23 protein-coding genes are annotated in these 23,319 nt (G+C 27.1%); 21 read left to right on the top strand and 2 right to left on the bottom strand.

Translation table 11 applies throughout. The features are described from left to right. Positions 1-175 precede the first annotated feature (175 nt). Positions 176-325, bottom strand: a complete 150-nt coding sequence (locus H8S10_RS11455) for a hypothetical protein (protein ID WP_186838954.1) — start codon at positions 323-325, stop codon at positions 176-178. Between the two features lie 199 nt (positions 326-524). Between H8S10_RS11455 and H8S10_RS11450 the strand changes: the two genes are divergently transcribed. The 7 genes from H8S10_RS11450 to H8S10_RS11425 all read left to right on the top strand — a co-directional run bounded on the left by H8S10_RS11450 (position 525) and on the right by H8S10_RS11425 (position 4,298). Beyond that, positions 525-740 carry a hypothetical protein gene (locus H8S10_RS11450; RefSeq protein WP_186838953.1) on the top strand — a complete coding sequence of 72 codons (216 nt, stop codon included), beginning with the start codon at positions 525-527 and terminating at the stop codon, positions 738-740. Between the two features lie 272 nt (positions 741-1,012). Next, on the top strand, positions 1,013-2,107 hold the full coding sequence (locus H8S10_RS11445; RefSeq protein WP_186838952.1) for a Fic family protein: 1,095 nt from the start codon (positions 1,013-1,015) through the stop codon (positions 2,105-2,107). Positions 2,108-2,433: 326 nt separating this feature from the next. Next, positions 2,434-2,559, top strand: coding sequence for a hypothetical protein (locus tag H8S10_RS18285; RefSeq protein WP_279287186.1), 126 nt, complete (start codon positions 2,434-2,436; stop codon positions 2,557-2,559). A gap of 74 nt (positions 2,560-2,633) precedes the next feature. Beyond that, positions 2,634-2,843: a hypothetical protein gene (locus H8S10_RS11440; RefSeq protein WP_186838951.1), complete on the top strand. Its 210-nt coding sequence runs from the start codon at positions 2,634-2,636 to the stop codon at positions 2,841-2,843. A 62-nt stretch (positions 2,844-2,905) separates the two neighbouring features. Further along, the gene (locus H8S10_RS11435) at positions 2,906-3,403 is read left to right on the top strand and encodes a YcxB family protein (protein ID WP_186838950.1); all 498 of its coding nucleotides are present in this window, start codon (positions 2,906-2,908) and stop codon (positions 3,401-3,403) included. Positions 3,404-3,520: 117 nt separating this feature from the next. Beyond that, complete coding sequence (locus tag H8S10_RS11430) at positions 3,521-3,712, top strand: hypothetical protein (RefSeq protein ID WP_154821150.1); 192 nt, start codon at positions 3,521-3,523, stop codon at positions 3,710-3,712. Between the two features lie 265 nt (positions 3,713-3,977). Then, complete coding sequence (locus tag H8S10_RS11425; protein ID WP_186838949.1) at positions 3,978-4,298, top strand: hypothetical protein; 321 nt, start codon at positions 3,978-3,980, stop codon at positions 4,296-4,298. 212 nt (positions 4,299-4,510) lie between these two features. Here H8S10_RS11425 and H8S10_RS11420 read toward each other — a convergent pair whose 3' ends face one another. Continuing rightward, complete coding sequence (locus H8S10_RS11420; RefSeq protein ID WP_186838948.1) at positions 4,511-4,669, bottom strand: hypothetical protein; 159 nt, start codon at positions 4,667-4,669, stop codon at positions 4,511-4,513. A 1,247-nt stretch (positions 4,670-5,916) separates the two neighbouring features. Between H8S10_RS11420 and H8S10_RS11415 the strand changes: the two genes are divergently transcribed. From H8S10_RS11415 to H8S10_RS18370, 14 genes are all read left to right on the top strand, one after another. Then, entirely contained in the window at positions 5,917-9,114 is a 3,198-nt protein-coding gene (locus H8S10_RS11415) for a sensor histidine kinase (RefSeq protein ID WP_055267480.1), read from the top strand. 219 nt (positions 9,115-9,333) lie between these two features. Next, the gene (locus H8S10_RS11410; protein ID WP_186838947.1) at positions 9,334-9,972 is read left to right on the top strand and encodes a hypothetical protein; all 639 of its coding nucleotides are present in this window, start codon (positions 9,334-9,336) and stop codon (positions 9,970-9,972) included. Positions 9,973-9,988: 16 nt separating this feature from the next. Beyond that, positions 9,989-10,171 (top strand): DUF1858 domain-containing protein, encoded by a 183-nt coding sequence (locus tag H8S10_RS11405; protein ID WP_055267484.1) that lies wholly within the window; start codon positions 9,989-9,991, stop codon positions 10,169-10,171. A gap of 189 nt (positions 10,172-10,360) precedes the next feature. Continuing rightward, positions 10,361-11,440, top strand: coding sequence for a galactose ABC transporter substrate-binding protein (locus H8S10_RS11400; protein ID WP_186838946.1), 1,080 nt, complete (start codon positions 10,361-10,363; stop codon positions 11,438-11,440). Between the two features lie 128 nt (positions 11,441-11,568). Continuing rightward, a complete protein-coding gene (gene mglA / locus H8S10_RS11395; protein ID WP_186838945.1) occupies positions 11,569-13,065 on the top strand; it encodes a galactose/methyl galactoside ABC transporter ATP-binding protein MglA in 1,497 nt (498 codons plus the stop codon). Between the two features lie 16 nt (positions 13,066-13,081). After that, positions 13,082-14,116, top strand: a complete 1,035-nt coding sequence (gene mglC, locus H8S10_RS11390; protein ID WP_186838944.1) for a galactose/methyl galactoside ABC transporter permease MglC — start codon at positions 13,082-13,084, stop codon at positions 14,114-14,116. A gap of 48 nt (positions 14,117-14,164) precedes the next feature. Further along, the gene (locus tag H8S10_RS11385) at positions 14,165-14,320 is read left to right on the top strand and encodes a hypothetical protein (protein WP_172675773.1); all 156 of its coding nucleotides are present in this window, start codon (positions 14,165-14,167) and stop codon (positions 14,318-14,320) included. Positions 14,321-14,472: 152 nt separating this feature from the next. Then, the gene (locus H8S10_RS11380) at positions 14,473-16,077 is read left to right on the top strand and encodes a response regulator (protein WP_186838943.1); all 1,605 of its coding nucleotides are present in this window, start codon (positions 14,473-14,475) and stop codon (positions 16,075-16,077) included. A 2-nt stretch (positions 16,078-16,079) separates the two neighbouring features. Then, positions 16,080-17,885: a sensor histidine kinase gene (locus H8S10_RS11375; protein WP_186838942.1), complete on the top strand. Its 1,806-nt coding sequence runs from the start codon at positions 16,080-16,082 to the stop codon at positions 17,883-17,885. Then, positions 17,882-18,859 (top strand): substrate-binding domain-containing protein, encoded by a 978-nt coding sequence (locus H8S10_RS11370; protein WP_055267494.1) that lies wholly within the window; start codon positions 17,882-17,884, stop codon positions 18,857-18,859. The genes H8S10_RS11375 and H8S10_RS11370 overlap by 4 nt, the downstream gene beginning before the upstream one ends. A gap of 33 nt (positions 18,860-18,892) precedes the next feature. Continuing rightward, positions 18,893-19,927, top strand: a complete 1,035-nt coding sequence (locus tag H8S10_RS11365; protein ID WP_055267496.1) for a galactose ABC transporter substrate-binding protein — start codon at positions 18,893-18,895, stop codon at positions 19,925-19,927. 78 nt (positions 19,928-20,005) lie between these two features. Next, positions 20,006-21,049 carry an aldose epimerase family protein gene (locus H8S10_RS11360; RefSeq protein WP_186838941.1) on the top strand — a complete coding sequence of 348 codons (1,044 nt, stop codon included), beginning with the start codon at positions 20,006-20,008 and terminating at the stop codon, positions 21,047-21,049. A 142-nt stretch (positions 21,050-21,191) separates the two neighbouring features. Then, positions 21,192-22,301: a sn-glycerol-3-phosphate ABC transporter ATP-binding protein UgpC gene (ugpC, locus tag H8S10_RS11355; protein ID WP_055267499.1), complete on the top strand. Its 1,110-nt coding sequence runs from the start codon at positions 21,192-21,194 to the stop codon at positions 22,299-22,301. A 56-nt stretch (positions 22,302-22,357) separates the two neighbouring features. Next, positions 22,358-23,308 carry a helix-turn-helix domain-containing protein gene (locus H8S10_RS18370; protein ID WP_186838940.1) on the top strand — a complete coding sequence of 317 codons (951 nt, stop codon included), beginning with the start codon at positions 22,358-22,360 and terminating at the stop codon, positions 23,306-23,308. The last annotated feature ends 11 nt before the right edge of the window (positions 23,309-23,319 follow it).

Below are 23,319 nucleotides of genomic sequence, written 5' to 3'. Positions count from 1 at the left end.
TTCTTACTTTTTCTTTTTTATATATTTAACTACTTGTCGTCCTTACTTTTGTTACTATCCTTTTTATCAGTGTTATTTTCGTTAGCTGGTGAATAGATATCACAAAAATCTCCCCACATAACATTACCTCTTTCAATATGATTTTATTAAATAATAACATTTACAATAAAATATGTCAATGAAATAGTTTATAATAATATTCTGATATGTTAGAGTGAATATAGTATACTTCTTTTAATAAGTCAATAAACTTATCAATAGTTTCTAAAGAAGAAGAATCAATATTTATGATTAATTCATCTTTAGTATTTCCGTTAATACCCACAATATGTTCCCCCTAAAAGCAAATTAGACAATATAATTATAAAATATTATAGCGATTATTTTCAAAGTTAAATTAGTGGAATTATTAACTAATTAATGGAAAATTGAATTAAAAAACTAATATCAATATCTTTACAGAATATGATATAATTAACTCAAACTTGTATTATTTAGTTAAAATGTAGAAGGAGGGACAATATATGAATAATAATATTAAATTACTTTATTGTATTTTAGGGAGCATAATTTTAACATTAGCAAGCACGTCTATTCCTTATAATGCACTTCATTATATTCCTATTATTGGGTTTTGGTTAAGCCAACTAACTTACTTTATTTCAGCTATAGGAGCAATATTAACCTTATATTTTGCTATTTTATTAATAAAAGAAAATTGGAAATTTAAAAGTAAGTAATATTTGGATTGAATATGCAAGAAATAACGGAACTACTGGATATTTAAAAGTAAAAGATTTAAGTGCTGGTGAAAGTTATGGATATGCTAAATAATTAAATAAGTGCAATTGTAAAAGGCTAGGGTTCCTAATTGGAGCTCTAGCCTTTTTTTGTTTACTTAAGAATATTTTAAAATAATTAAGGTCATAATATAGACAAAATGAACGTAAATATTATATTATATATTATATAAAATCAAAATATATAAAAAATGAATTTAAGAGGTGATTTTATGAAAGAAAAAAGACCATTTATACCTTTTAAGTTACCATTAGGTGATAAAGTTAATCCAATGATATTTATAAACGATTTAATAAAAGCTAATACAAAGATAGGTATATATAATACTTTATTAAATCAAAGTAAAATTAACAAAAGATTGTTAATAGCTCCAATAGCATTACAAGAGGCAGTACTTTCAACGAAAATTGAAGGAACACAAGTTACAGTAGATGATGTTTTAGAAAGTAGAGTGGATGAAAAAGCTGCAACTGAAGACGTTCAAGAAGTATTCAATTATGCAGATGCACTATTAAGTGGGAAATCATTGTTGGATAGGTTGCCTATATCTACTAGATTAATTAAAGAACTTCATAAAAAATTGCTTGAAGGGAATGTAAGAGGTAGTAATAGATCACCAGGTGAATTTAGAAAAATACAAAACTTTATTGGACCAGAAGGATGTACAATTAAAACAGCTTCATTTGTTCCACCAGAACCACAATTTGTAGAAGAATATATATCTAATTTAGAATCATATATAAACTATCCTCTTGATGAGTTGGATCCATTAGTTAAAATAGCTATTATACATGCTCAATTCGAAACAATACATCCTTTTTTAGATGGAAATGGAAGAATAGGACGTATATTAATACCTCTTTATCTATATAAGGAAGGATTAGTTGATGAACCTAACTTTTTTTTAAGTGAGACATTAGAAAAAGATAAACATAAGTATTACAGATTATTAAATGATACTAGAGAAGAAGCTAATTGGAATGAGTGGATTAAATTTTTCTTAGAATCTAGTATAAAGCAGGCAGATAAAAATATACAATTGATAAATGATATTAATAATTTATATTATAGAGATTTAGAAAGAATTAAACAGATAATTAATACTTCTGCAATTACTGATATTTTAGATGTTATGTTTGAAATGCCAATATTCAATGCTAAATTAATTAGTGAAAAAACTGGTATAAATATTACTACAATAAGAAGATATTTAAATTTATTAGAATCTGTAAAGATAATTTTTTCGGATAATAAAGCGAGAAACAAAAAGTATTATTATTATGATTTATTGGAATTGATAAGATAATATGATATAATATAATTAAGGAACAGAGAGATTCAGTTTAAGATTGGATGAAAAGACACCTTTACTATTTTTGGTATAGGTGTTTTTTAAATTATATCTAATGTTAAATATAATAAAAGCACCCAGAGCAATCTAGGTGCTTTTTTTGCAGAAATTAAAGTTTAACTACATACTCGTCTCTCCCAATAGCTTTAACTTCTACATTATTAGATTTTTTATTTAATATCAATATATTTACAAAATATGTATAATTAACGTATAATTATCTTAATTATATTTAGGGGATAGTTATTATTGAGTTGTTGATTTAAAAGGGGGAGAATAAAATGTTCTTTGCATCAATATTTGTATATCTATATTTTATTTTAATATTAACTTTTGCAGTATTAGGTATATATGCATTAATACTTCTAATAAAGGCTTTAAAGATTTATATTAAGAAAAATTCTTAGGGGATATTCTTGGGTAACTTTAAATTATTATGCGATTTGTGATAATTTGTGAATATGAGAGGGGGTCTTTAATTATGTTAATAGTTTATTCTTTGATATTTACTGTAGTTGCAGTCATTATTGCATTGTATCCTGCAGGTATTTTATTTCAACTTATATTTTATGATTTTGGTATAGAAGTAGCAATGTTTGCAACTATTATATTTACAATTGTTTTCTGCACTCAAATTATTATTAATAAAATTGATAGTAAGGATAATGATGTTAATAATTCGCAATCTTAAATTATAACGAGTAACTGTATTAAATAATTCGCAAGTTAATTTGATTAAATGAGGGGGATAATATGTTTGAAACAACTGGAATACTAAATGAAGAGGTTTTAAAGATACTAAAAAAATATTCAATATCACCAAGACTTAAAAATTTTTTGAAAATATTTGCAATAATATCTGCCATATTTGCATTAATATGCATTCCTGTATCGCTAAAATTTTCGGTATTTTTTGCATTTTTGGTTTTGGTATTTATTTTAGAATATTTTTTAGCTGTAAATACTTTTTATAAAAAAAGTCTTTCTATAATGAAGGAAAGTACAGGTTTAAATGAATATTGTTATAAAGTGTTTTTTGATGAAACTGGGGCAGTAGTAAATAATCTAAGTATTGGAGCAACAGTTCAATTAAAATATGACGCATTTGTAAGGATAGAAGAAATTAATAATATGTACGTTCTTTTCACTAAAGCCAATCAATACATTATAGTATTTAAGGATTGCTTAGATAATAAACAGGTAAATGATTTCAAAACGTTTATTAAAGAAAGATGTAAAAATATAAAATAATATTTTCTTTAGGCTGATAGTTATATAATTTATTAAGTTAACTATTTAGAATAATATTAAAATATCACGTATTTGTATTATAATACGATGCAATTCATTATGTGGGGAGGAAGGTTTATGGTATGTCCAAAATGTAATAGTGAAAGAATTGAAGGGGGTAAGTTAACTAATCCTTATGGAATTATATTTGTAGCTGATTCTTCTGCTTTCATGAATTCAAAAAAGTCGTCAATATCAGCCAAAGTATGTTTAGATTGTGGTAATATTTTTGATTTTAAAGCTGATGAGTTAAAAAATCTAAATAAATAGGAGTTAATATATTTGTATAATAAAATTGCTTAGCTGGACTATTTTGTATTATAGGGTAATATGATTATCTTTAATTTATGCATAATCTTAAAAGTTTACTCGCAATACCGTATATTCAAAACGAATATACGGTATTTTTTATGTGCAAATCTAAAAGCTCTGGAGTGACATAGAGCTTTTAGATGATATTTAAATATGTATAAAGTGTTTAGATATTGGGGTAAAATATCTTAAGAGAACTTATATAATTAATGGAGGAATTAGAATGGTAAAAAAATGTTTTGTTATAACTTTTCTCATTATAATATGTATATTTCCTGTTAATACTAAAGCGTATCAACCAATTAAATCTGATGTTTATAAACAAGGAATATATGATATAGAAAATTTAAAGGAATATAGTACTTCAATTGAGTTATTAACAGATACTAAAACATCTGTTTTATTATTAGATAAAAATAAGGAACTCTTAGCATATTTAAAACTTCCATACAAACAAAAAATTATTCTTAATAATTTAGGGGACAAAGCAACAATTGGTATTATTGGTACAGGCGAAGTAGCTATAATATATGAAAATAATTAATAATTACAATTATCCATATTACAACACCGTATTATTCGAAATGAATATGCGGTATTTTTTATGTGTAAATAAAAAAGCTCTGTAGTGACGCAGAGCTTTAAGGTAATATTGAAATATAATAATTCTAAGCTAAAATAGCTTAGGGAGTATTAATGAAGAAAAATAACATCAATCATCTAAAATTATAGACACTAAATAAATAGTTTATTCAATTATTTACCTAAGTTCTTTTTAGCTTCTTCATACTGCTCTTGAGTAAAAGGAATATTGTTTTCTTTTAAAACTTCTACATACCTATCTAAGTCTACAATTGTTTCACCTCGTCTCATCTCGAAAGGGTTGTTTATATTTTTAAGTTTCAATTTATGCATCTTCATTACCTCCAATATTAATACTTTATATTGTATCATATTTGAAAATTAAATTTTTTAAATATTATAATTATACATTAAAACGTATAAAGTTAGTGTCTTTATGCAAAAAAATATCCCTTATTTTTCCCTTGTGGAAGAAAATAATAAATATATACATAAAATATAAGTAAATAAAGAAAGTTGTTGTGAGTGTTGAGTTAGCTTGTTTATAGAACAAAATAAAATGGACAAGAACATAATAAAATGTGGTTTTTATAGATTACAGAACTCCGCTTACGGACTATCTCGCAACATGAAAAACGCTAGGTTAAAGCCTAGCGTTTTTCTTTTTTGGCATAAAAATCGGAATAAATTAATTATGTAGTTATTTTAGGAAGTTTAGTTATAAAGGAATCTATAATGTTTTCTGATGTGATAAAGTGATGTGGAAATAAGTTTAAAATTTAAATTATGGATTACACTATTAGAGTTATTTGGAAAATAGATGGGTATAGGAACAATTAAATAATAATGAAAAGTAAGATGATATATTTAAAAAATAAAAATGCTAAACTGAAAATAATTATCATAAATAAAAGTAAAAGGGATTTTAATTTAAGAAATAGTAATAATTGAGGAGTTATATAGATAAATATAAATAGGAAAATATAATCGAAGTAAACTATTATAAAATACTCTAGGGTTAAGTAGCGTGTTTAGTTAGCAGCAAAAAAGTAGTAGGTGTTGTATGAATTTTGTATAATTTCTACGAGAGTTAATATCACATGTTAAGATGGGATTGTAAAAATAATATAATATTAAAGATGGATATGAAATTTTTTGAGAACATGTATGTTATGTAATAGCTGCTTTAGAAACTAGTATTTATGGATCTTGTAGAGTATCAATATACCACAAGGGTAGAAATGCTATATTGATTCAAAATAGGATAAAAGTTATAAAAAAATGAAATGTTAAATTTACTGAGTAAGATTTATTAAAGGTGGTTTTGAAATACAGTAAAGTAAATTTAATCTATAAAATTTAATAGGATAATTTTGAAAACATTAGGTTAACTAGTGTTTTTTTAGTAAAACTTTTGTTGAAAAAGTCAAATAAGCAATGTTTTAAAGGAATATTTTACAATATAATTATAATTTAATTAATTAAAAATAATCCAATAAAAGAAAATATAGAAAAAATGATGAAAAAATGTATAAATTTGTTACAATGTTATAAAAGAATTCTTTTAGGTTAGGTGACATATGAAAAAAAGCATAAGAAATATTTTAGTATTAATATTTTTATTTATCTGTATTTGGAGTGAAAATGTATATTCAGCAAGTAAAATAGGTAATATAAATTTTCAAAGTATAAGTATAGATGATGGATTATCTCAATCTTTAGCGGAGTATATATATCAAGATAGCTTTGGATATATATGGATAGGTACTAATGATGGATTAAATCGATATAATGGAAATGAGTTTAAGGTATATAAAAATATTAAAAATGATGATAATAGTATCAGTAATAATATGATTAGTTCATTAGTTGAAGACAATAATAAAAATTTATGGATAGGAACAGATGGTGGCTTAAATAAAATGAACTTATATACTGGTGAAATAACTAGATATTTAGTTTCGGAAGAAGACAAGCTATATTCTAATACTGTTGTAGATGAACTTTTATTTGATACCAAAGGAAGACTATGGGTATGTACTATTAATGGTCTTAATTTATATGATAGTGAAAATGATACTTTTATTAAAGTAGCAGAAGAGTACTTAGAGAATAAAGGTATTCAAGATATTGCAGAAGATGGTGAAGGGAATATCTGGGTATCTACAAGAGATGGTCTATTTAAATATAATCATGAAAAAAATGTTGTAGAATCTTTCTATCATGATGTTAATGATAAAAATACAATTAGCGAAAACAATATTTTTTCTCTTTACTATAACGATAGTAAGTTATGGATTGGTACTAAAACTGGTGGATTAAATATAATGAACCTAAAAGATTATAGCATAAAAAGATATGCACATGATCCTAGTAATCCCAATTCTATACCGAGCAATCTTATTAGAGACATACTTAAAGATAAAGATGGTAATATGTGGCTAGCAACTGATCAAGGATTGGCTCATTTTGATGAGAAAAATGAGACTTTTTATACATATACAAGTAATACAGATAAGCATAGTATATGTGATAACAATATCATTAATTTATATCAAGATAGATTAGGGGTAATATGGATTGGAACCTTTAGTGGAATAAGTAAGTTTTTCCCTAATAATGACTTTGAGGTATATAGAAATGACCCTTCAGATGATAATTCTTTAAGCAGCAGTAGTGTTTGTGGGATATATGAGGATGATGAAGGTAATGTTTGGATTGGAACTTTTAATGCTGGTATAAATAAGGTTAGTGGAGATAAAGTAACTAGATATTATAATGACTTAAATGATGTAAATTCATTAAGTAGTAATAGAGTAAAAGATATAACTGGAATAGAAAATGAAATATGGATAGCTACAGACAATGGTTTAAATAAGTATGATAAAGATACTGAAAAGTTTACTGTATATAAAAAAACAGATGATGAAAATAGTGTAGTTAATAGTGAAATAAGAGTTTTATATATTGATAGAGATGGACTTTTGTGGATAGGAACTAGAGGGGGAATATCTACATTTGATAGGGAAGAGAACTTTACATCTTATAATGAAGTTTTAGAGAAAAATGGGATATATGAAAAAACAATTAGTGCTATTTACGAAGATAGTGAAGGAATAATGTGGTTTGGCCTTGGTAATGATGGCGGACTTGTAAGTTATAATAGAGAAACAGGAGAGGTAAAAAATTACTTAAATGATGAAAATAATGAGAACTCTTTAAGCTTCAATAATGTTAGATCTATATCTGAAGATGGTTATGGGAATATATGGATAGGAACTCAAGACGGATTAAATAAGCTAAATAAAAAAACAGAGAAGTTTACAGTATATTCATTTAATGATGGATTATCAAATAATTTTATTTATGGTGTAATTGTAGATGATTATGATAATATTTGGGCAACTACTAATTATGGATTATCTATGTATGATCAAAATGAAGAAAAATTTGTAAGATATTACGAGGCTGATGGACTTGCTACGAATGAGTTTAATGGATTTTCTTATCATAAGAATAAAGATGGGCAAATTTATGTAGGTGGGGTAAATGGAGTAACAAAATTTAACCCTAGAGAACTTCAGCTTAAAATGGAGACTAGCAATGTAATAATAGATAGTATAAAGACAATTGGGGGACTAGAAGTAGATTTACGACATAAGGTTGTATTAGAGTATGATTCTAGGGAATTATATATAAAGTTTTTTATTCCAGAGTATAAAAATATGAATCAAATGCAGTATGCATATAAGTTAGAAGGTATGGATAGTGAGTGGACTTTTTCAGGAACTGAAAACTATGCAAGATATGCAAGTATACCACCTGGAAAATATAAAATGCTTATAGCAGGGAGAAATTATAATGGAGTTTGGTCGGATATATCAAGTGTAGAGATAAAGGTTAAAAATTCTATTTTTAAAACGCCTATTGCATATATTATATACATACTTATAGTATTAGCAGTAATATATTTCTTTTATAATCAAGTTAAGATTTTAGATTCATTAGTAACTCAAAGGACTCAAGAGTTAAATAATAAGCTACATGAAAATAAAAAACTTTACAAAAGACTTATAGAGGCAGAACAATATAAGAATAATTACTTTGTAAACTTATCTCATGAACTTAGAACACCATTAAATGTAATTTTATCTATGGAACAGCTGATAAGATCATTAGTTAAGTCAGGGAAGAAAATAGATAACGATAAGATGGAAGATTATATGAATACCTTAGGTGGAAATTCAAAGAGGCTTTTAAATCTTATAAATAATATTATAGATACCTCTAAAATAGATTCTGGTGCATATAAATTAAATAAAGAAGAAGTAGATATAGTATGTCTTGTAGAAGATACAGCACTATCTATGGTCGAACTTGCAAGGTCAAAAAACATTGATTTAATAGTTGATCCAGAAGTAGAAGAATTATCTATAAGTTGTGATAGGTTAGATATAGAGAGATGTATAGTTAATTTAATTGGTAATGCTATAAAATTTACAGAATCAGAAGGAAGTATTATCGTTACTGTTAGTGAATTAGATGATAAAGTTAAAATAACTGTTAAAGATACAGGTGTTGGAATTGATGAGAAATACCATAATAGTATCTTTGATAGATTTGGACAAGTTTATGATGTTTCTTCTGAAGAGTTTGGTGGAAGTGGATTAGGATTAACACTAACTAAAAATTTAATTAATCTTCATGGTGGAGAAATTAGTGTAGTTAGTAAAGTTGGAGAAGGAAGCGAATTTATTATAATATTACCTATTAAATAATATTTCTAGTAAAATATATTATTGATAAAAGAGGGCAGAGTAAATATAATCTGCTCTCTTTATTATATATGTTAATAATTATATATACATTGAGCATACTAAATATAAGCGTTTTGTAATTTAAGAATTTTTAAATAGGTATTGTAAAAAATAAGATAATGATATATTATATACAATATAAAGTTCATATTAAATACACATTAAGAGGGAGGACGTAATATGAGTTTATTTTTAGGAAAGATACACTATTGGTTATTTAATAAAATACAATGGTTTGAAATTTTAGAAGAAGATATTATAAAAGTTGCAAAGGACGAAGGAATATATACAGAGGAAATAAATGATAAAATAAATAAAAAGTACGGAGAAAAGTTACCTAATAAGCCTTTGGAAGATATGATTGATACTGGAAATATTCATGGATGGTTACAATCTAAAATCAATTCTGCTGAAGGAAGAATGGCTGCATGGACATCAATAATAATAAACAATAGTAAAAATGGTATAAATAAGATAGAAAAAGTATATATAGATCAAGGAATAAAAGCTGCAAAAGAGATTAAGGAATCTGGAAAATCTTATAAAAATGCTGAAGAGATATATAATTTAATGAATGATTATGTATTAGATGGTATGCCTTGTGACAGAGTAAATGTTATAGAGGAATCTTCAGAAGAATTAGTTAAGTGGACGAAGAGAATTTGTGTGCATAAAGATATATGGGATGCAGAAAATATTGATGTTAAGTATTTCTATGATTTTAGAGGTCTTTGGATTAAAGCTTTTGTAAGTGAATTAAATAGAGATTTTGAATATTTAGAAGTAGATAATGATACAAGAGTTATAAGAAAAATATAGATGGAGGAGTAATTAAATGATAAAAAAAGTAGATATAATTGCAGATGTATTAAAGAAGAATAAAAATGCAGAAGAAATCTTAAGAAGTTTTGGAATGGGATGTTTAGGATGTCCATCAGCTACTATGGAAAGTTTAGAAGATGCTTGTGAGATTCATGGGATAGATATAGATGAAGTACTAAAAAAATTAAATGAATAATAAGTAGTATAAATCACCTTGAAATATAGGTGATTTTTTATTTGTAACAAATTTATAGAAAACCTTAGAATTTCGATAGAAGAGTTAAGAATTTTATATGGAGTTAAAATGTGGTAAAAATTATAATTATAACTGTAAACGTTATTAAACAATGAATAAAATTAAAGGTAAGTATGGAGGGGAAACTTTATGAAAAAGGTAAAAAAATTAGTTGCACTTGCAGTTGCAACATTAATGATGACTGCATCATTAGTAGCTTGTGGATCAAGCTCAACTTCAGAAAGTGCTGGAGGTAATGATACTGAAGCATCTACAGAAGCAAATGCTGATGATACTAAAAGTGATGTAATAAAAGTAGGAGTATGTTTATACAAGTTTGATGATACTTATATATCAACAGTTAGACAAAGTTTAGAAGCTATACAAAAAGAAAATTCAGATAAAGTTGAATTTGAATTCTTTGATGGAAAAGGTGACCAAGCTACTCAAAATGATGCTATTGATACAATAATATCTAAAGGTTTTGATTTATTACTAGTTAACTTAGTTGATACAGGAGCAGGACAAACTGTTATCAATAAAATTAAAGATGCTGGAGTTCCAGTTGTACTATTTAATAGAGAACCAGCTGCAGATGCTATAAAGTCTTATGAAAATGCTATTTTCGTAGGAACTAACGCTCAAGAAGCTGGAGTTATGCAAGGTAAAATATTAACTGATTTATGGAATTCTGAAAAAGACACATTAGATAAAAATGGAGATGGAAAAATCCAATATGTTATGTTACAAGGTGAACCTGATAACCCAGAAGCAGTTGCAAGAACAAAATATTCTGTATCTACTTTAAATGATAACGGAATTGAAACAGAAGAAATAGCTCAACAAATTTGTAACTGGCAAAATGATTTAGCTCAAACTGCTATGGAATCTTGGCTTTCTAAAGATGGTGACAAGATAGAAGCTGTTATAGCTAATAATGATGGTATGGCACTTGGTGCAATTGCTGCATTACAAGCTGAAGGCTTAAATAAAGGTGATGGAGAATATATACCAGTTATAGGTGTTGATGCAACAGAAGCTGCAAAAGACTATATAGCTAAAGGTTATATGCAAGGTTCAGTTCTTCAAGATGCTCCTGCAATGGCTGAAGCTCTTTATACTATAGGAATGAACTTAGCTAATGGTAAAACTCCTACTGAAGGTACTTCTTATACTATAGATGATACTGGAGTAGCTGTAAGAATACCATATCAACCATATACAAAATAATTTAGAATAATTAATAAAATTTGGAGGTGTTTAAAAAAGCACCTCCAACAAATATGCATAAAAAATACATTTATAATACAATTAAATTTAATTTCGATAAATAGTAAGAAAAGTGGTGAGATATTTTTATGGCAGAATCTAAATACATTTTAGAGATGATAGATATAAATAAGAGTTTCCCAGGAGTTAAAGCTTTAGATAATGCGAATTTAAAGGTTAAAGAAGGAAGCGTACATGCTCTTATGGGAGAGAATGGTGCAGGTAAATCAACATTGATGAAATGTCTTTTTGGAATATATATAGAGGATAGTGGTGAAATCTATGTAGATGGTGAAAAGGTTAAATTCTCAAATCCAAAGCAAGCTATGGATAATGGAGTTGCGATGGTTCATCAAGAATTAAATCAAGTTTTACAAAGAGATGTAATGGATAATATATGGCTTGGAAGATATCCAGGTGGTAAAGGTATTGTGGATTCGAAGAAAATGTTTGAAGAGACTGAAAAAGTCTTTAAAGAACTAGAAATAGATGTTAATCCTAAGACAAAGATGGCAAAGCTATCTGTTTCACAAAGACAAATGGTTGAAATTGCAAAAGCAGTTTCTTACAATGCAAAGATATTAGTTTTAGATGAACCTACTTCATCTTTAACTCAAGAAGAGGTAACTCATTTATTTAAGATAATTAATAAGCTTAGAGATAGAGGTTGTGGAATTATTTACATATCTCATAAGATGGAAGAAATACTTGAGATTTCTGACGATGTTACAATTATGAGAGATGGTAAATGGATAGCTACAGAAGAAGCTAAAGATCTTACAACTGATAAAATTATTAAACTTATGGTTGGACGTGATTTAACTAATAGATTCCCACCTAAAACTAATAAACCAAGTGATGTAATTTTAGAGGTTAAGAATTTAACTGGTAAATATGAGCCAGCAGTTAAAGATATATCATTTGAACTTAAAAAGGGAGAGATATTAGGTATTGCAGGGCTTGTTGGGTCAAGAAGAACAGAGCTATTAGAAACTATTTTTGGTATTCGTCATCATAGTTCTGGTGAACTTATATTGCATGGAAAAAAGGTTGAAAATAAAGACTCAAGAGTTGCAATTAACAACGGATTTGCTCTTTTGACAGAAGAAAGAAGAGCAACTGGTATATTTGGAGGATTAGATATTAAATTTAACACTATAATTGCTAGCATAGATAATTATAGTAAAGGTATGTTAAATGAAAAGAAAATGGTAGAAGATACTAAATGGGTAATAGATTCTATGAAAGTAAAGACTCCAAGTCAAAAGACACCTATAAAATCACTTTCTGGAGGTAATCAACAAAAAGTTATTATAGGAAGATGGCTTTTAACTAACCCAGAGGTACTTTTGCTAGACGAGCCAACAAGAGGAATAGATGTTGGAGCAAAATATGAAATATATCAATTAATAATAGATTTAGCTAATAATGGTAAAGGCGTTATTGTTGTATCTTCAGAGATGCCTGAGTTACTTGGAATTTGCGACAGAATTCTTGTAATGTCAAATGGTAGAATTGCTGGAGAAGGAACTCCTGATGAATTATCACAAGAAGCTATTATGGAATCAGCAGCAAAATATATTTAGAATTGAGGTGCAACTTATGGAAAAGATTAAAGAACAAAATAAAACAAAAAAACTGAATTTAGAGGATTTCTTATTAAATTATGCATTATATATAGTTTTATTTATTATGATAGTAGTGTTTATTATTAAGGAGCCTACATTCCTTTCTATTAATAACTTTACAAAAATATTAAGCCAAGCATCTACAAGAGGTATACTTGCTCTTGGTGTTGCAGGACTTATAGTATTACAAGGAACTGACCTTTCAGCAGGGCGTATTTTAGGATTAACAGCCATAGTGTCAGCTTCATTACTGCAATCAACTACTTATACTTCAAGAATGTATCCTAATCTTCCAATGCTACCACTTATACTACCTTTAATAGCAGCAGTAATAATTGGAGGAATATTTGGAGCAATAAATGGTTTTGGGGTTGCTAAGCTTAAAGTACATGCATTTATTATAACTTTAGGTACTCAGCTTATTGCATACGGAATATCTTGTCTATATATAGATAGACCACCTCTAGGGGCTCAACCTATTGCAAACTTAGATGAAAGATATACTGAGTTAGTAAATGGATATTTTAAAATTGGAACAATAAAATTACCATACTTAATATTCTATTTAGCAATTGCAGCAATTGTAATGTGGTTTATATGGAATAAGACAAAACTTGGTAAGAATATGTTTGCTATTGGTGGTAATCCAGAAGCTGCAGCTGTATCAGGAGTAAATATAGTAAAAAATATAATGTTTATATTTATAATTTCAGGAGTGCTTTATGGAATAGCAGGATTCTTAGAAGCAGCAAGAGCAGGTTCAACATCTACTATGACAGGATTTAACTATGAGCTTGATGCAATCTCTGCTTGTGTTGTTGGGGGAGTATCTTTCTCAGGTGGTGTTGGTACAATTCCAGGAGTATTAATAGGTGCAATTTTACTTCAAGTAATTAACTACGGTTTAAACTTCGTAGGAGTTAATGCTTATTGGCAATACATTATAAGAGGGTTAATAATAATTATAGCGGTATCACTTGACGTAAGAAAATACTTAGCTAAGAAATAATTAAATATAAGTTCAAGTATAAAACCCAAAATTAAGGAGGCAAGCTAAATGGAGATAGAAGAAAAAAAGAAAAACGAAGAAAATAAAACGGTTAGAGATACTATATATGGAAGAATAGATGTATCTGTTAAGACAATGGATAAAGTAATAATAGGACTTATGATAGTTCTTGCTTCTTCTATAATTTTAGGCGTTATAATGTAAATAATAAAAATTCCCTAGTGGTATGGAAAATAATCTATATCACTAGGGGATTTTTTTATGCAAAAAATACTCAGATGTGATATATTATAATATATGTAATATTGTGGAATAATTATGGGATTAAATTCATATTTGTATCGGAGGAGATTATTATGACTTTATATACTATTATGGTAGTTGATGATGAAGAGGAAATAAGGCTTGGAATAATAAAGAAAATACCATGGGAAGAGTATGGATTTAAAGTTATAGGAGATGCAGAAAATGGACAAGAAGCATTAGAAAAAGCAGAAAAGCTTAGACCAGATATAGTTATGACAGATATTAAAATGCCTTTTATGGATGGATTAGAATTAGGAAAAGAATTAAGTAAAAAAATGCCTGAGACGAAAATAATTATTTTTTCAGGTTCTGATGATTTTGAATATGCTCAAAAAGCTATAAAGATTAATGTTATCGAATATGTATTAAAACCAATAAACTCAAGTGAATTAATTGAGATATTAAAGAAATTAAAAGCGAAATTAGATAAAGAATATAATGATAAAATAAACTTAGAAAGTCTTCACAAACATTATTCAGAAAGTTTACCAATATTAAGAGAACAGTTTTTAGCCTCTGTAATAGAAGGAAGACAAAATAAAGAAAGTTTTGTAAATGAATGTGATAAGTTAGGAGTAAATCTAAAATGTAAACATTTAGCTATATCTATAATTGAGGCAGAAAAAGATGATGAAAATCGCCTAAATTTAGACGGTAGAGAAGAGTATATTATTAATATAAGTATAAAAAAAATATTAGATGATGAAATAAATAAGTATTGTAGAACAATATCTTTTATTTATTATGGTAAAGTAATAGTTATTGCTTTATTTGATAAAAGAGAACAGATTGTTTCATTTATCGAAGGATTAAATAATTTTAGTAGTATTTATAAAAAAATTCTTGGAATAAAACTATCAATAGGATTAGGAAATATAGTAGATAATCCATATGATTTAAATATATCTTATCTTGGTTCCCAAGATGCTTTGAATTACAAATTCTTATTTGGAACTGGAAAGGTAATCTATATTGAGGATGTAGAGCCTGATAAATATGAAGAATTAAAATTTACTGAGCAAGATGAACGTAAGTTGTTGGATACGATAAAGGTTGCAGAAGAAAGTGATATTGATGAAGTAATAAATAATTTATTTAAAAAAACAGAAGAGGTTATCTTAGTTTTGGACAAGTATAAAATTTATTTCTTAGAGATAAATATAGCTATGCTTAAACTAATACAAAGTTATAACTTAGATGTAAGTGAGATTTATGGAGATAACTTTAATCCTTATAGCAGTGTAGAAGAGTTTAGTTCTTTAGAAGAGGTTAAGAAATGGTTTACAGACAAGGCTAAAAAAATTAATTTAAATATAAGAAAAGAAAGGATGAATTCATCAAAATTATTAGTTGAAAAAGCTAAAGAGTATATAAATAACAATTATACTGATTATGATTTATCAGTAGAAAAACTTTGTGATTATCTTCATGTAAGTCCAACTTATTTTTCTACTATATTTAAAAGAGAAACTGAAATGAATTTTGTAAACTACCTTACATCAGTAAGATTAGAAGAAGCTTTAAAGCTTTTAAAAACAACAGATGATAAGACGTATATAATTGCAGGAAAGGTAGGATATCAGGAAGCAAATTACTTTAGTTACGTATTTAAAAGAAAATATGGAATTGCGCCATCGAGATACAGAAGGAATTAGATATGAAAAAAATTTTGAACTTTATAGCAGATAAAATAAAAGATAGATATGACCATACTAGTATAAGGTATATTATTTCATTTTCATTTACTGTTGTTGCAGTAATATGTATGTTAATTGTAGGAGTATCATTTTATTTGAAGTCTATACACACAACTGAAACAATGGTTTTAGAAAATAATAAAGCTATGATAGAGCAAGTAAATTTAAATTTAGATAGTTATTTACGTAATATGATGAAGGTATCTGATGGGATATACTATAACGTAATAAAACGAAAAGATTTAGCAGTTGAAAGTATAGATAAAGAAATGGATCTTTTATATGAAACAAATAAAAGTTCACTTGTTAGTATATGTTTATTTTCAGAATATGGGGATGTAATAGCTGCATCCCCTATTGCTCAACTAAAAAATTCTATCGATCCAAGAAATAATGAATGGTTTATTAGTGCAGTTGAAAAAAGAGAAAATTTACATTTTTCAACTCCGCATGTACAGAATTTATTTGTAGATAATAACTATAAATATAGATGGGTAGTTTCTTTAAGTAGAGCTGTGGAGCTTACTTATAATGGGAAAATAACGCCAGGAGTTTTGTTGGTCGATATGAATTTCAGCGGAATTGAGCAGATATGTAAGAATGTCGATATGGGTAAATCGGGATATATCTATCTTATAGATGGAAATGGTGAGATAATATATCATCCTAGACAACAACTTATTTATTCAAATTTAATTCAAGAAAATACAAAGGAAAGTGCTTTTTATGAAGATGGAAATCATATTGAGGAGTTTTTAGGTGAAAAGAGGATAATAACAGTAAAAACTGTAGGATATACTGGGTGGAAAATAGTTGGTGTTAAGCCGATGAATGAACTTTCAAAAAACTATATTCAAGTTGGGATTTTTGCTATTTTTATACTGATAGCAGTAATTTTTATTCTTGTGGCTGTTAATATTTTTGTATCTACTAGAATTACAAATCCAATAAGGGAATTAGAAAAGTCAGTAAATGATTTGGAGAATGGAATAATGGATGTAGATATATCTATTAAAGGATCTCATGAAATAAAGCATTTAGGTAAAGCTATAAAATCAATGGCAAATAATATGAAAAAACTTATGGATGACATAGTTATTGAGCAAGAAGCTAAAAGAAAAAGTGAACTTAATGCATTACAAGCTCAAATAAATCCACATTTTTTATACAATACGTTAGATTCTATTATATGGATGGTAGAAAATGGAAAATACGATGGAGCTGTAGTTATGGTAACAGCACTAGCTAGACTTTTTAGAATAAGTTTAAGTAAAGGGAAGAATATAATAACTTTAAGAGATGAACTAGAGCATGCTAAAAACTACTTAACTATACAAAATATAAGATATAAAAATAAATTTGATTATTATATTGAGGCAGAGGAATCTATCTTGGATTTATCATGTATCAAATTAATAATTCAGCCTCTTATTGAAAACGCTATATATCATGGTATGGAGTTTATGTATGGAGATGGGGAAATAGTAGTGAAAGCCTATGTAACAGATGAAATTTTATATATAGACATAATTGATAATGGGCTAGGTATGACAGAGGAAGCTGTTAACAAGTTATTGACTAATGAAAATAGTTCTAAAAAGGGGTCAGGAATAGGATTGAAGAATGTTAACGAGCGAATAAAACTATATTTTGGAAAAGATTATGGTCTAGATATATTTAGTGAACCAGATGAGGGAACAACTATAAGAATTTGTATGCCGAAAATAAGTTATAGTGATTATTTATCAAAGGAGGAAAATAGATGAGAAGTAGAAAAAAACAGTATTTAATTCTCTTTGTATTGATTTTAAGTCTATTTTTCTTAATTATGCTTAGTAAAAATTTTATTTATGGAGAGGATAATAAAATTTATAAAATATCAGTTATTATAAGGGGAAAAAGTAGCGAAAGTTGGATGATAACAAAAGAAGGAATAGACCAAGCTGCTTCTGATATGAATGTAGATGTAAGTTTTATTACACTTTCTGAAGAAAATAATCTAGATGAGCAAGAGCAACTAATAAAAAGAGAAATTGATGATGGGATAGATGCACTTATAGTTGTACCTGTAGACTATGAGAAAATGTCAAGCAGTATAAAAAGTGCTAAAGAGAAGGTTCCTGTTGTCCTAATAGAATCTACAGTAAAAAACATTGGAAATATTCCGTATGTTTCTTGTGATAATTATGAATTAGGAAAAAGTTTGGCAGAAGAAATTATAAAGGCCGGAAACTATAGAAATAATATTGCTATTTTTAATAGTGAGACAAGCTATAGTAGTGTAAAAGAAAGATGTAAAGGATTTGAAGAAGTAATTAAGGAAAGTAAAAATAATTATGAATTATGGGATACAAGTAGTGATGTGCTAGAAGGTATAGAATATGTTAAAAAAAGAGTTAAAGAAAATAATATAGATATAGTAGTTGCATTAGAACCATCTACTCTAGAAATATTAGCACAGGCTAAGAAAGAGTTAACTTTAGAGAATGAAGAATTTAATAAAATTGAAATTTATGGCGTAGGAAGTACAAATAAGATAATAGCATTATTAGAAGAAAATATAATTAATTCTACTATAGTACAGAATGAGTTTAATGTAGGATATTTAGGAGTACAAGCAGCAGTAGGGCTTATAAAAGGTGAAAAGATAAGTAATAAAAACATTGATTTTTCCATCATATCAAAAATTAATATGTATTCAGATGAAAATCAAAGATTATTATTTCCATTTGTTAGATAGTATTGATAAATACAAACTAGGAGGGGAATTTGAATGGGTAAAATGAGGGGATGCTCAACTTTTGCAGCAATAATCTTTATCTTTAATTATTTAGTTGGCTGCACAAATAATAGTGAAATATATAATGATATTGATGAAATCAAGATTGGAGTAACGGTATATAAAGAAGATGATAAATTTATATCAACAATAACTAATAATATACTAGAGCTAGCTAAAAAGAAAGAAATAGAGGAAAATGTAAAAATAACAGTAGATATTTTAGATGCAAAAAGTAATTTAGCTAATCAATGTAATCAAGTTGATAAATTTATTTTAAATGATTATGATGTGATTTGTGTAAATATTGTTGATAGAACATCAGCTGCAACTATAATAGATAAAGCTAAAAATAGTAATACTCCGATTATATTTTTTAATAGAGAGCCAGTGGAAGAAGATATGAGAAGATGGAATGAAGTGTATTATGTTGGAGCTGAAGCTGAACAGTCAGGAGAGCTTCAAGGCAACTTAATAATTGATAAATATTATATGGATAAAGATTCTGTTGATAAAAATGGAGATGGTAAAATTCAATATGTGATGTTAGAAGGAGAGCATGGGCATCAAGATACTGCTATAAGAACAGAATATAGTATTAAAACTATTGTTCAAAGTGGAATTGAAGTAGAAAAACTTGCTGATGATACGGCAAATTGGGAGTTTGCACAAGCAAAATCTAAGATGACTGGTTGGATAAAAGAATTCGGAAGTGAGATAGAAGTTGTATTTAGCAATAATGATGATATGGCTTTAGGTGCTGTTGATGCATTAAATGATGCTAAAATTTATGATGTGATAGTAGTAGGTGTAGATGGAGTTAAAGAGGCGTTACAAGCCGTGAAAAATGAAGAAATATTAGGAACTGTAATTAGTAATTCTATGGCTCAAGCTGAAGGGATTTTTAACATTGCGTATTTAAAAGCAATAAATGGAGATTTAAGCAATGTAGATGGATTAGAAGGTAAATATATAAAAACAAAGCATATAAAAGTAGATAAAGAAAATGTAGATTTATATTTAAATTAATTTTTGATAAGATAATTAATAATTATTGTTTACGTAAATGTGTTATAATGTTTTTAATAGTGGTTATGGAGGGATAATATGGAGATTTTTGAAAAGGTTTTAGGCGTTTTTAATAATAAAGAGATTATTTGTTATAGTATGCCAAACTCTAAAGGGGTAGAAGTTAGAGTTTTAAATTATGGTGGAATAATAACTGATATATTAATGCCAGATAGAAATAATAAAAGAGAGAATATAGTTCTTAAGTATAAGAATTGGGAAAGTTATATCGAAAATCCATCATATTTAGGTTCTTTAATAGGTAGAACTGGAGGCAGAATTTTCAATGCAGAAGTTGATTTAGGAGATAAAAAATTAGTTTTAAACAAAAATTATAATCCAAATCAAGGTCATGGAGGAAATGAAGGGTTTAATAAAAAGTTCTATGAAGTTAAATATGAAGCATTAGAAAATGAAGCATATATTGAGTTAAGTAGAGTTAGTCCTGATATGGAAGAAAATTATCCAGGAAATCTTAAAGTTAAAGTTAAATATATACTAACAGAGGATAATGAATTAAAGATAAGATATTACGCTAAAAGTGATAAAGATACATTAGTAAATATGACAAATCATAGCTATTTTAATTTAAGTGGAGATGGAAAAGAAAGCATACTAAATCACAACTTATATATAAATAGCAAAAGCATTGTTGAGTTGAATGATGTACAAGCACCAACAGGATTACTTATGTTTATAGAGGGGACAGAATATGATTTTACTTCAAGCAAGAAAATAGGAAAAGATATAGATGGTAATCATCCACAATTACTTCAAGGAAAAGGATATGATATTCCTTGGTATATTGAAGGAGGGGAAGGTCCAGATCTAGAACTTTATGATGAAAAGTCTGGAAGAGCATTGGAAGTTTATACAGATAGAAAGACTATAGTTGTATATACTCACAATTATCCTGATGATGAAATTTTAGAGAATGGTAAGTCTAGTCAGTGGAGATATGGAGTTGCAATAGAACCTCAAAATCCACCAATTGGGGTGAATTCTTGCTTTGTTGAAGATTCAATATTAAAACAAGATGAAGAATATATAAGCCAGACAATATACAAATTTGAAGTTAGGTAAAAATTAATATGAGAATAAAATACTTTATTTAGATAATATTACAAAAAATATGCTTAATATTTGTAAATAGTGTATATGGATAAAAATGATTTCAGAGTGTAAAATTTAAGTATATTGAGAAAGAATAATGGAGGGGTTAAGAATGGCAAATTTATCATTAAAACATATTTATAAAGTTTATCAAGGAGATGTAACTGCGGTTAAAGACTTTAATCTTGAAATTGAAGATAAAGAGTTTATAGTTTTTGTTGGACCATCAGGATGTGGTAAGTCAACTACATTAAGAATGATTGCAGGATTAGAAGATATTTCACAAGGTGAATTATATATTGGAGATAAATTAGTAAATGATGTTGAACCAAAAGAAAGAGATATAGCAATGGTATTCCAAAACTATGCATTATATCCACATATGTCAGTTTACGACAATATGGCATTTGCATTAAAGTTAAGAAAAGTTCCAAAGGCTGAAATAGAAGAAAAGGTTCATGAAGCTGCAAAGATACTTGATATTGAACATTTATTAAAGAGAAAACCAAAGGCTTTATCAGGAGGTCAAAGACAAAGAGTTGCATTAGGAAGAGCGATTGTAAGAAATCCAAAGGTATTCTTAATGGACGAGCCTTTATCTAATCTTGATGCTAAACTAAGAGTTCAAATGAGAACAGAAATAATTAAATTATATAGAAAATTAGAAACTACATTTATATATGTAACTCATGACCAAGTAGAAGCTATGACAATGGGTACAAGAATAGTTGTTATGAAGGATGGGGTTATTCAACAAGTTGATACACCACAAAACATATACAATAATCCAGCAAATCTTTTTGTAGCAGGATTTATAGGAAGTCCTCAAATGAACTTCTTAAACGGAACTATCGAAAATGATGGCGATGGATTAGTAGCTGTATTTAATGGTAATAGAATAGATATTCCAGCTGATAAAGCTAAAGTATTAAAAGCTGATGGATATGTTGGTAAGGAAGTTATATTTGGAATAAGACCAGAGCATATAAGTGATAAAGATGAGTTAATCAAAGATAATCCTCATAGTGTTATAAATGGTAATGTTGAAGTAATTGAACTTATGGGTGCTGAAAGTTACATTTACACTAAATGTGGAGATAATAATATGAATGTAAGAGTTGAAGGAACAACTTCTTTAAAAATTGGACAAGAAGCTAAATTGTTCTTAGATGCTAATAAATTACATGTATTTAATAAAGAAACAGAATTAAAAATAGTTTAAGTAATTAGAAAGTAAGATTATATATTTTGTAATTATAAAAGGGTTGAGGTGATTTTGTGAAATTTATTGAAAAATTAGTAGATGATATTTATAAGAGTTCGAAAATTCCTTTTAATCTAAATATAGATGGAGTTGGAATATATTCTACACCTCTTTTTGACAAATCACAGAATTACTTAACAAAGAATTTTAAATTTGAAAATACTAAATGCTGCATAAAAGTTAATGCAGCATTTAGTGCTATTTTAGATTTATTAATTTTTTGTATAAAAGATAAGTTAAAAGATGGATTTTTACATAAAAGAGATATAATATTATCATTACTAAAAGGTGAAGAAATAGAACCAGAGATATTAAAGGCAACTTTACCAGCACTTACTAAAGAATTTTATCTAGTTAGTATTTATGCGGAGAACAATATAGAAAGTATATACGATTATATTAAAGAATGTTATACTGATAGTGAAGTTGAGGTTGTAATTTATAAAGGAAATATTATAATTATAGGTGAGCTAGAAGATGCTAGAGATCATATGGAAAGTATAAAAGAAACTATTGACAATACATTTTCCGGGAAATATTATATTAGTTATTCTAAGGTTTTAGATTTAAACAAAGTAAAAAAAGAGTTTGAAGATAATATTGCTAAAATAGAATTAGCTAAAAAATATAATTTTAATGAATCTATAATTGATGATAGAAATATGATATTTGAAGGTATAATAGATTCAGTTTCAGACTATGTAAAGGAAGATGTTTTTGAAAAAGTTAATAATGGATTTTTAAAATTAGATACTGAGATGATTAAGACGATAGAGGTATTTTTTAAATGTGGCCTTAATTTAAGTGATGCGGCAAAAGAACTATATATTCATAGAAATACTTTAATTTACAGGTTAGATAAAATTGAAAAATATACGTCTTATGATATAAGAGAATTTAATAATGCAGTAATATTTAAATTAGTTTTTTTCTTATGGAAGGAAAAAAAAACTAAAAATAGTTGAAAATGTTTGCA

Source organism: Clostridium sp. NSJ-49 (assembly GCF_014287725.1).
Taxonomy (GTDB): domain Bacteria; phylum Bacillota; class Clostridia; order Clostridiales; family Clostridiaceae; genus Clostridium; species Clostridium disporicum_B.
The sequence above is the reverse complement of the archived record's forward strand: the minus strand, read 5'-3'. Positions and strand labels throughout refer to the sequence as shown.

What these genes read in the sequence shown, in the direction of transcription:
- H8S10_RS11450 (WP_186838953.1), top strand. Translation starts at nt 525, where the DNA reads ATGAATAATAATATTAAATTACTTTATTGTATTTTAGGGAGCATAATT.
- H8S10_RS11445 (WP_186838952.1), top strand. Translation starts at nt 1,013, where the DNA reads ATGAAAGAAAAAAGACCATTTATACCTTTTAAGTTACCATTAGGTGAT.
- H8S10_RS18285 (WP_279287186.1), top strand. Translation starts at nt 2,434, where the DNA reads ATGTTCTTTGCATCAATATTTGTATATCTATATTTTATTTTAATATTA.
- H8S10_RS11440 (WP_186838951.1), top strand. Translation starts at nt 2,634, where the DNA reads ATGTTAATAGTTTATTCTTTGATATTTACTGTAGTTGCAGTCATTATT.
- H8S10_RS11435 (WP_186838950.1), top strand. Translation starts at nt 2,906, where the DNA reads ATGTTTGAAACAACTGGAATACTAAATGAAGAGGTTTTAAAGATACTA.
- H8S10_RS11430 (WP_154821150.1), top strand. Translation starts at nt 3,521, where the DNA reads ATGGTATGTCCAAAATGTAATAGTGAAAGAATTGAAGGGGGTAAGTTA.
- H8S10_RS11425 (WP_186838949.1), top strand. Translation starts at nt 3,978, where the DNA reads ATGGTAAAAAAATGTTTTGTTATAACTTTTCTCATTATAATATGTATA.
- H8S10_RS11420 (WP_186838948.1), bottom strand. Translation starts at nt 4,669, where the DNA reads ATGCATAAATTGAAACTTAAAAATATAAACAACCCTTTCGAGATGAGA.
- H8S10_RS11415 (WP_055267480.1), top strand. Translation starts at nt 5,917, where the DNA reads ATGAAAAAAAGCATAAGAAATATTTTAGTATTAATATTTTTATTTATC.
- H8S10_RS11410 (WP_186838947.1), top strand. Translation starts at nt 9,334, where the DNA reads ATGAGTTTATTTTTAGGAAAGATACACTATTGGTTATTTAATAAAATA.
- H8S10_RS11405 (WP_055267484.1), top strand. Translation starts at nt 9,989, where the DNA reads ATGATAAAAAAAGTAGATATAATTGCAGATGTATTAAAGAAGAATAAA.
- H8S10_RS11400 (WP_186838946.1), top strand. Translation starts at nt 10,361, where the DNA reads ATGAAAAAGGTAAAAAAATTAGTTGCACTTGCAGTTGCAACATTAATG.
- mglA (WP_186838945.1), top strand. Translation starts at nt 11,569, where the DNA reads ATGGCAGAATCTAAATACATTTTAGAGATGATAGATATAAATAAGAGT.
- mglC (WP_186838944.1), top strand. Translation starts at nt 13,082, where the DNA reads ATGGAAAAGATTAAAGAACAAAATAAAACAAAAAAACTGAATTTAGAG.
- H8S10_RS11385 (WP_172675773.1), top strand. Translation starts at nt 14,165, where the DNA reads ATGGAGATAGAAGAAAAAAAGAAAAACGAAGAAAATAAAACGGTTAGA.
- H8S10_RS11380 (WP_186838943.1), top strand. Translation starts at nt 14,473, where the DNA reads ATGACTTTATATACTATTATGGTAGTTGATGATGAAGAGGAAATAAGG.
- H8S10_RS11375 (WP_186838942.1), top strand. Translation starts at nt 16,080, where the DNA reads ATGAAAAAAATTTTGAACTTTATAGCAGATAAAATAAAAGATAGATAT.
- H8S10_RS11370 (WP_055267494.1), top strand. Translation starts at nt 17,882, where the DNA reads ATGAGAAGTAGAAAAAAACAGTATTTAATTCTCTTTGTATTGATTTTA.
- H8S10_RS11365 (WP_055267496.1), top strand. Translation starts at nt 18,893, where the DNA reads ATGGGTAAAATGAGGGGATGCTCAACTTTTGCAGCAATAATCTTTATC.
- H8S10_RS11360 (WP_186838941.1), top strand. Translation starts at nt 20,006, where the DNA reads ATGGAGATTTTTGAAAAGGTTTTAGGCGTTTTTAATAATAAAGAGATT.
- ugpC (WP_055267499.1), top strand. Translation starts at nt 21,192, where the DNA reads ATGGCAAATTTATCATTAAAACATATTTATAAAGTTTATCAAGGAGAT.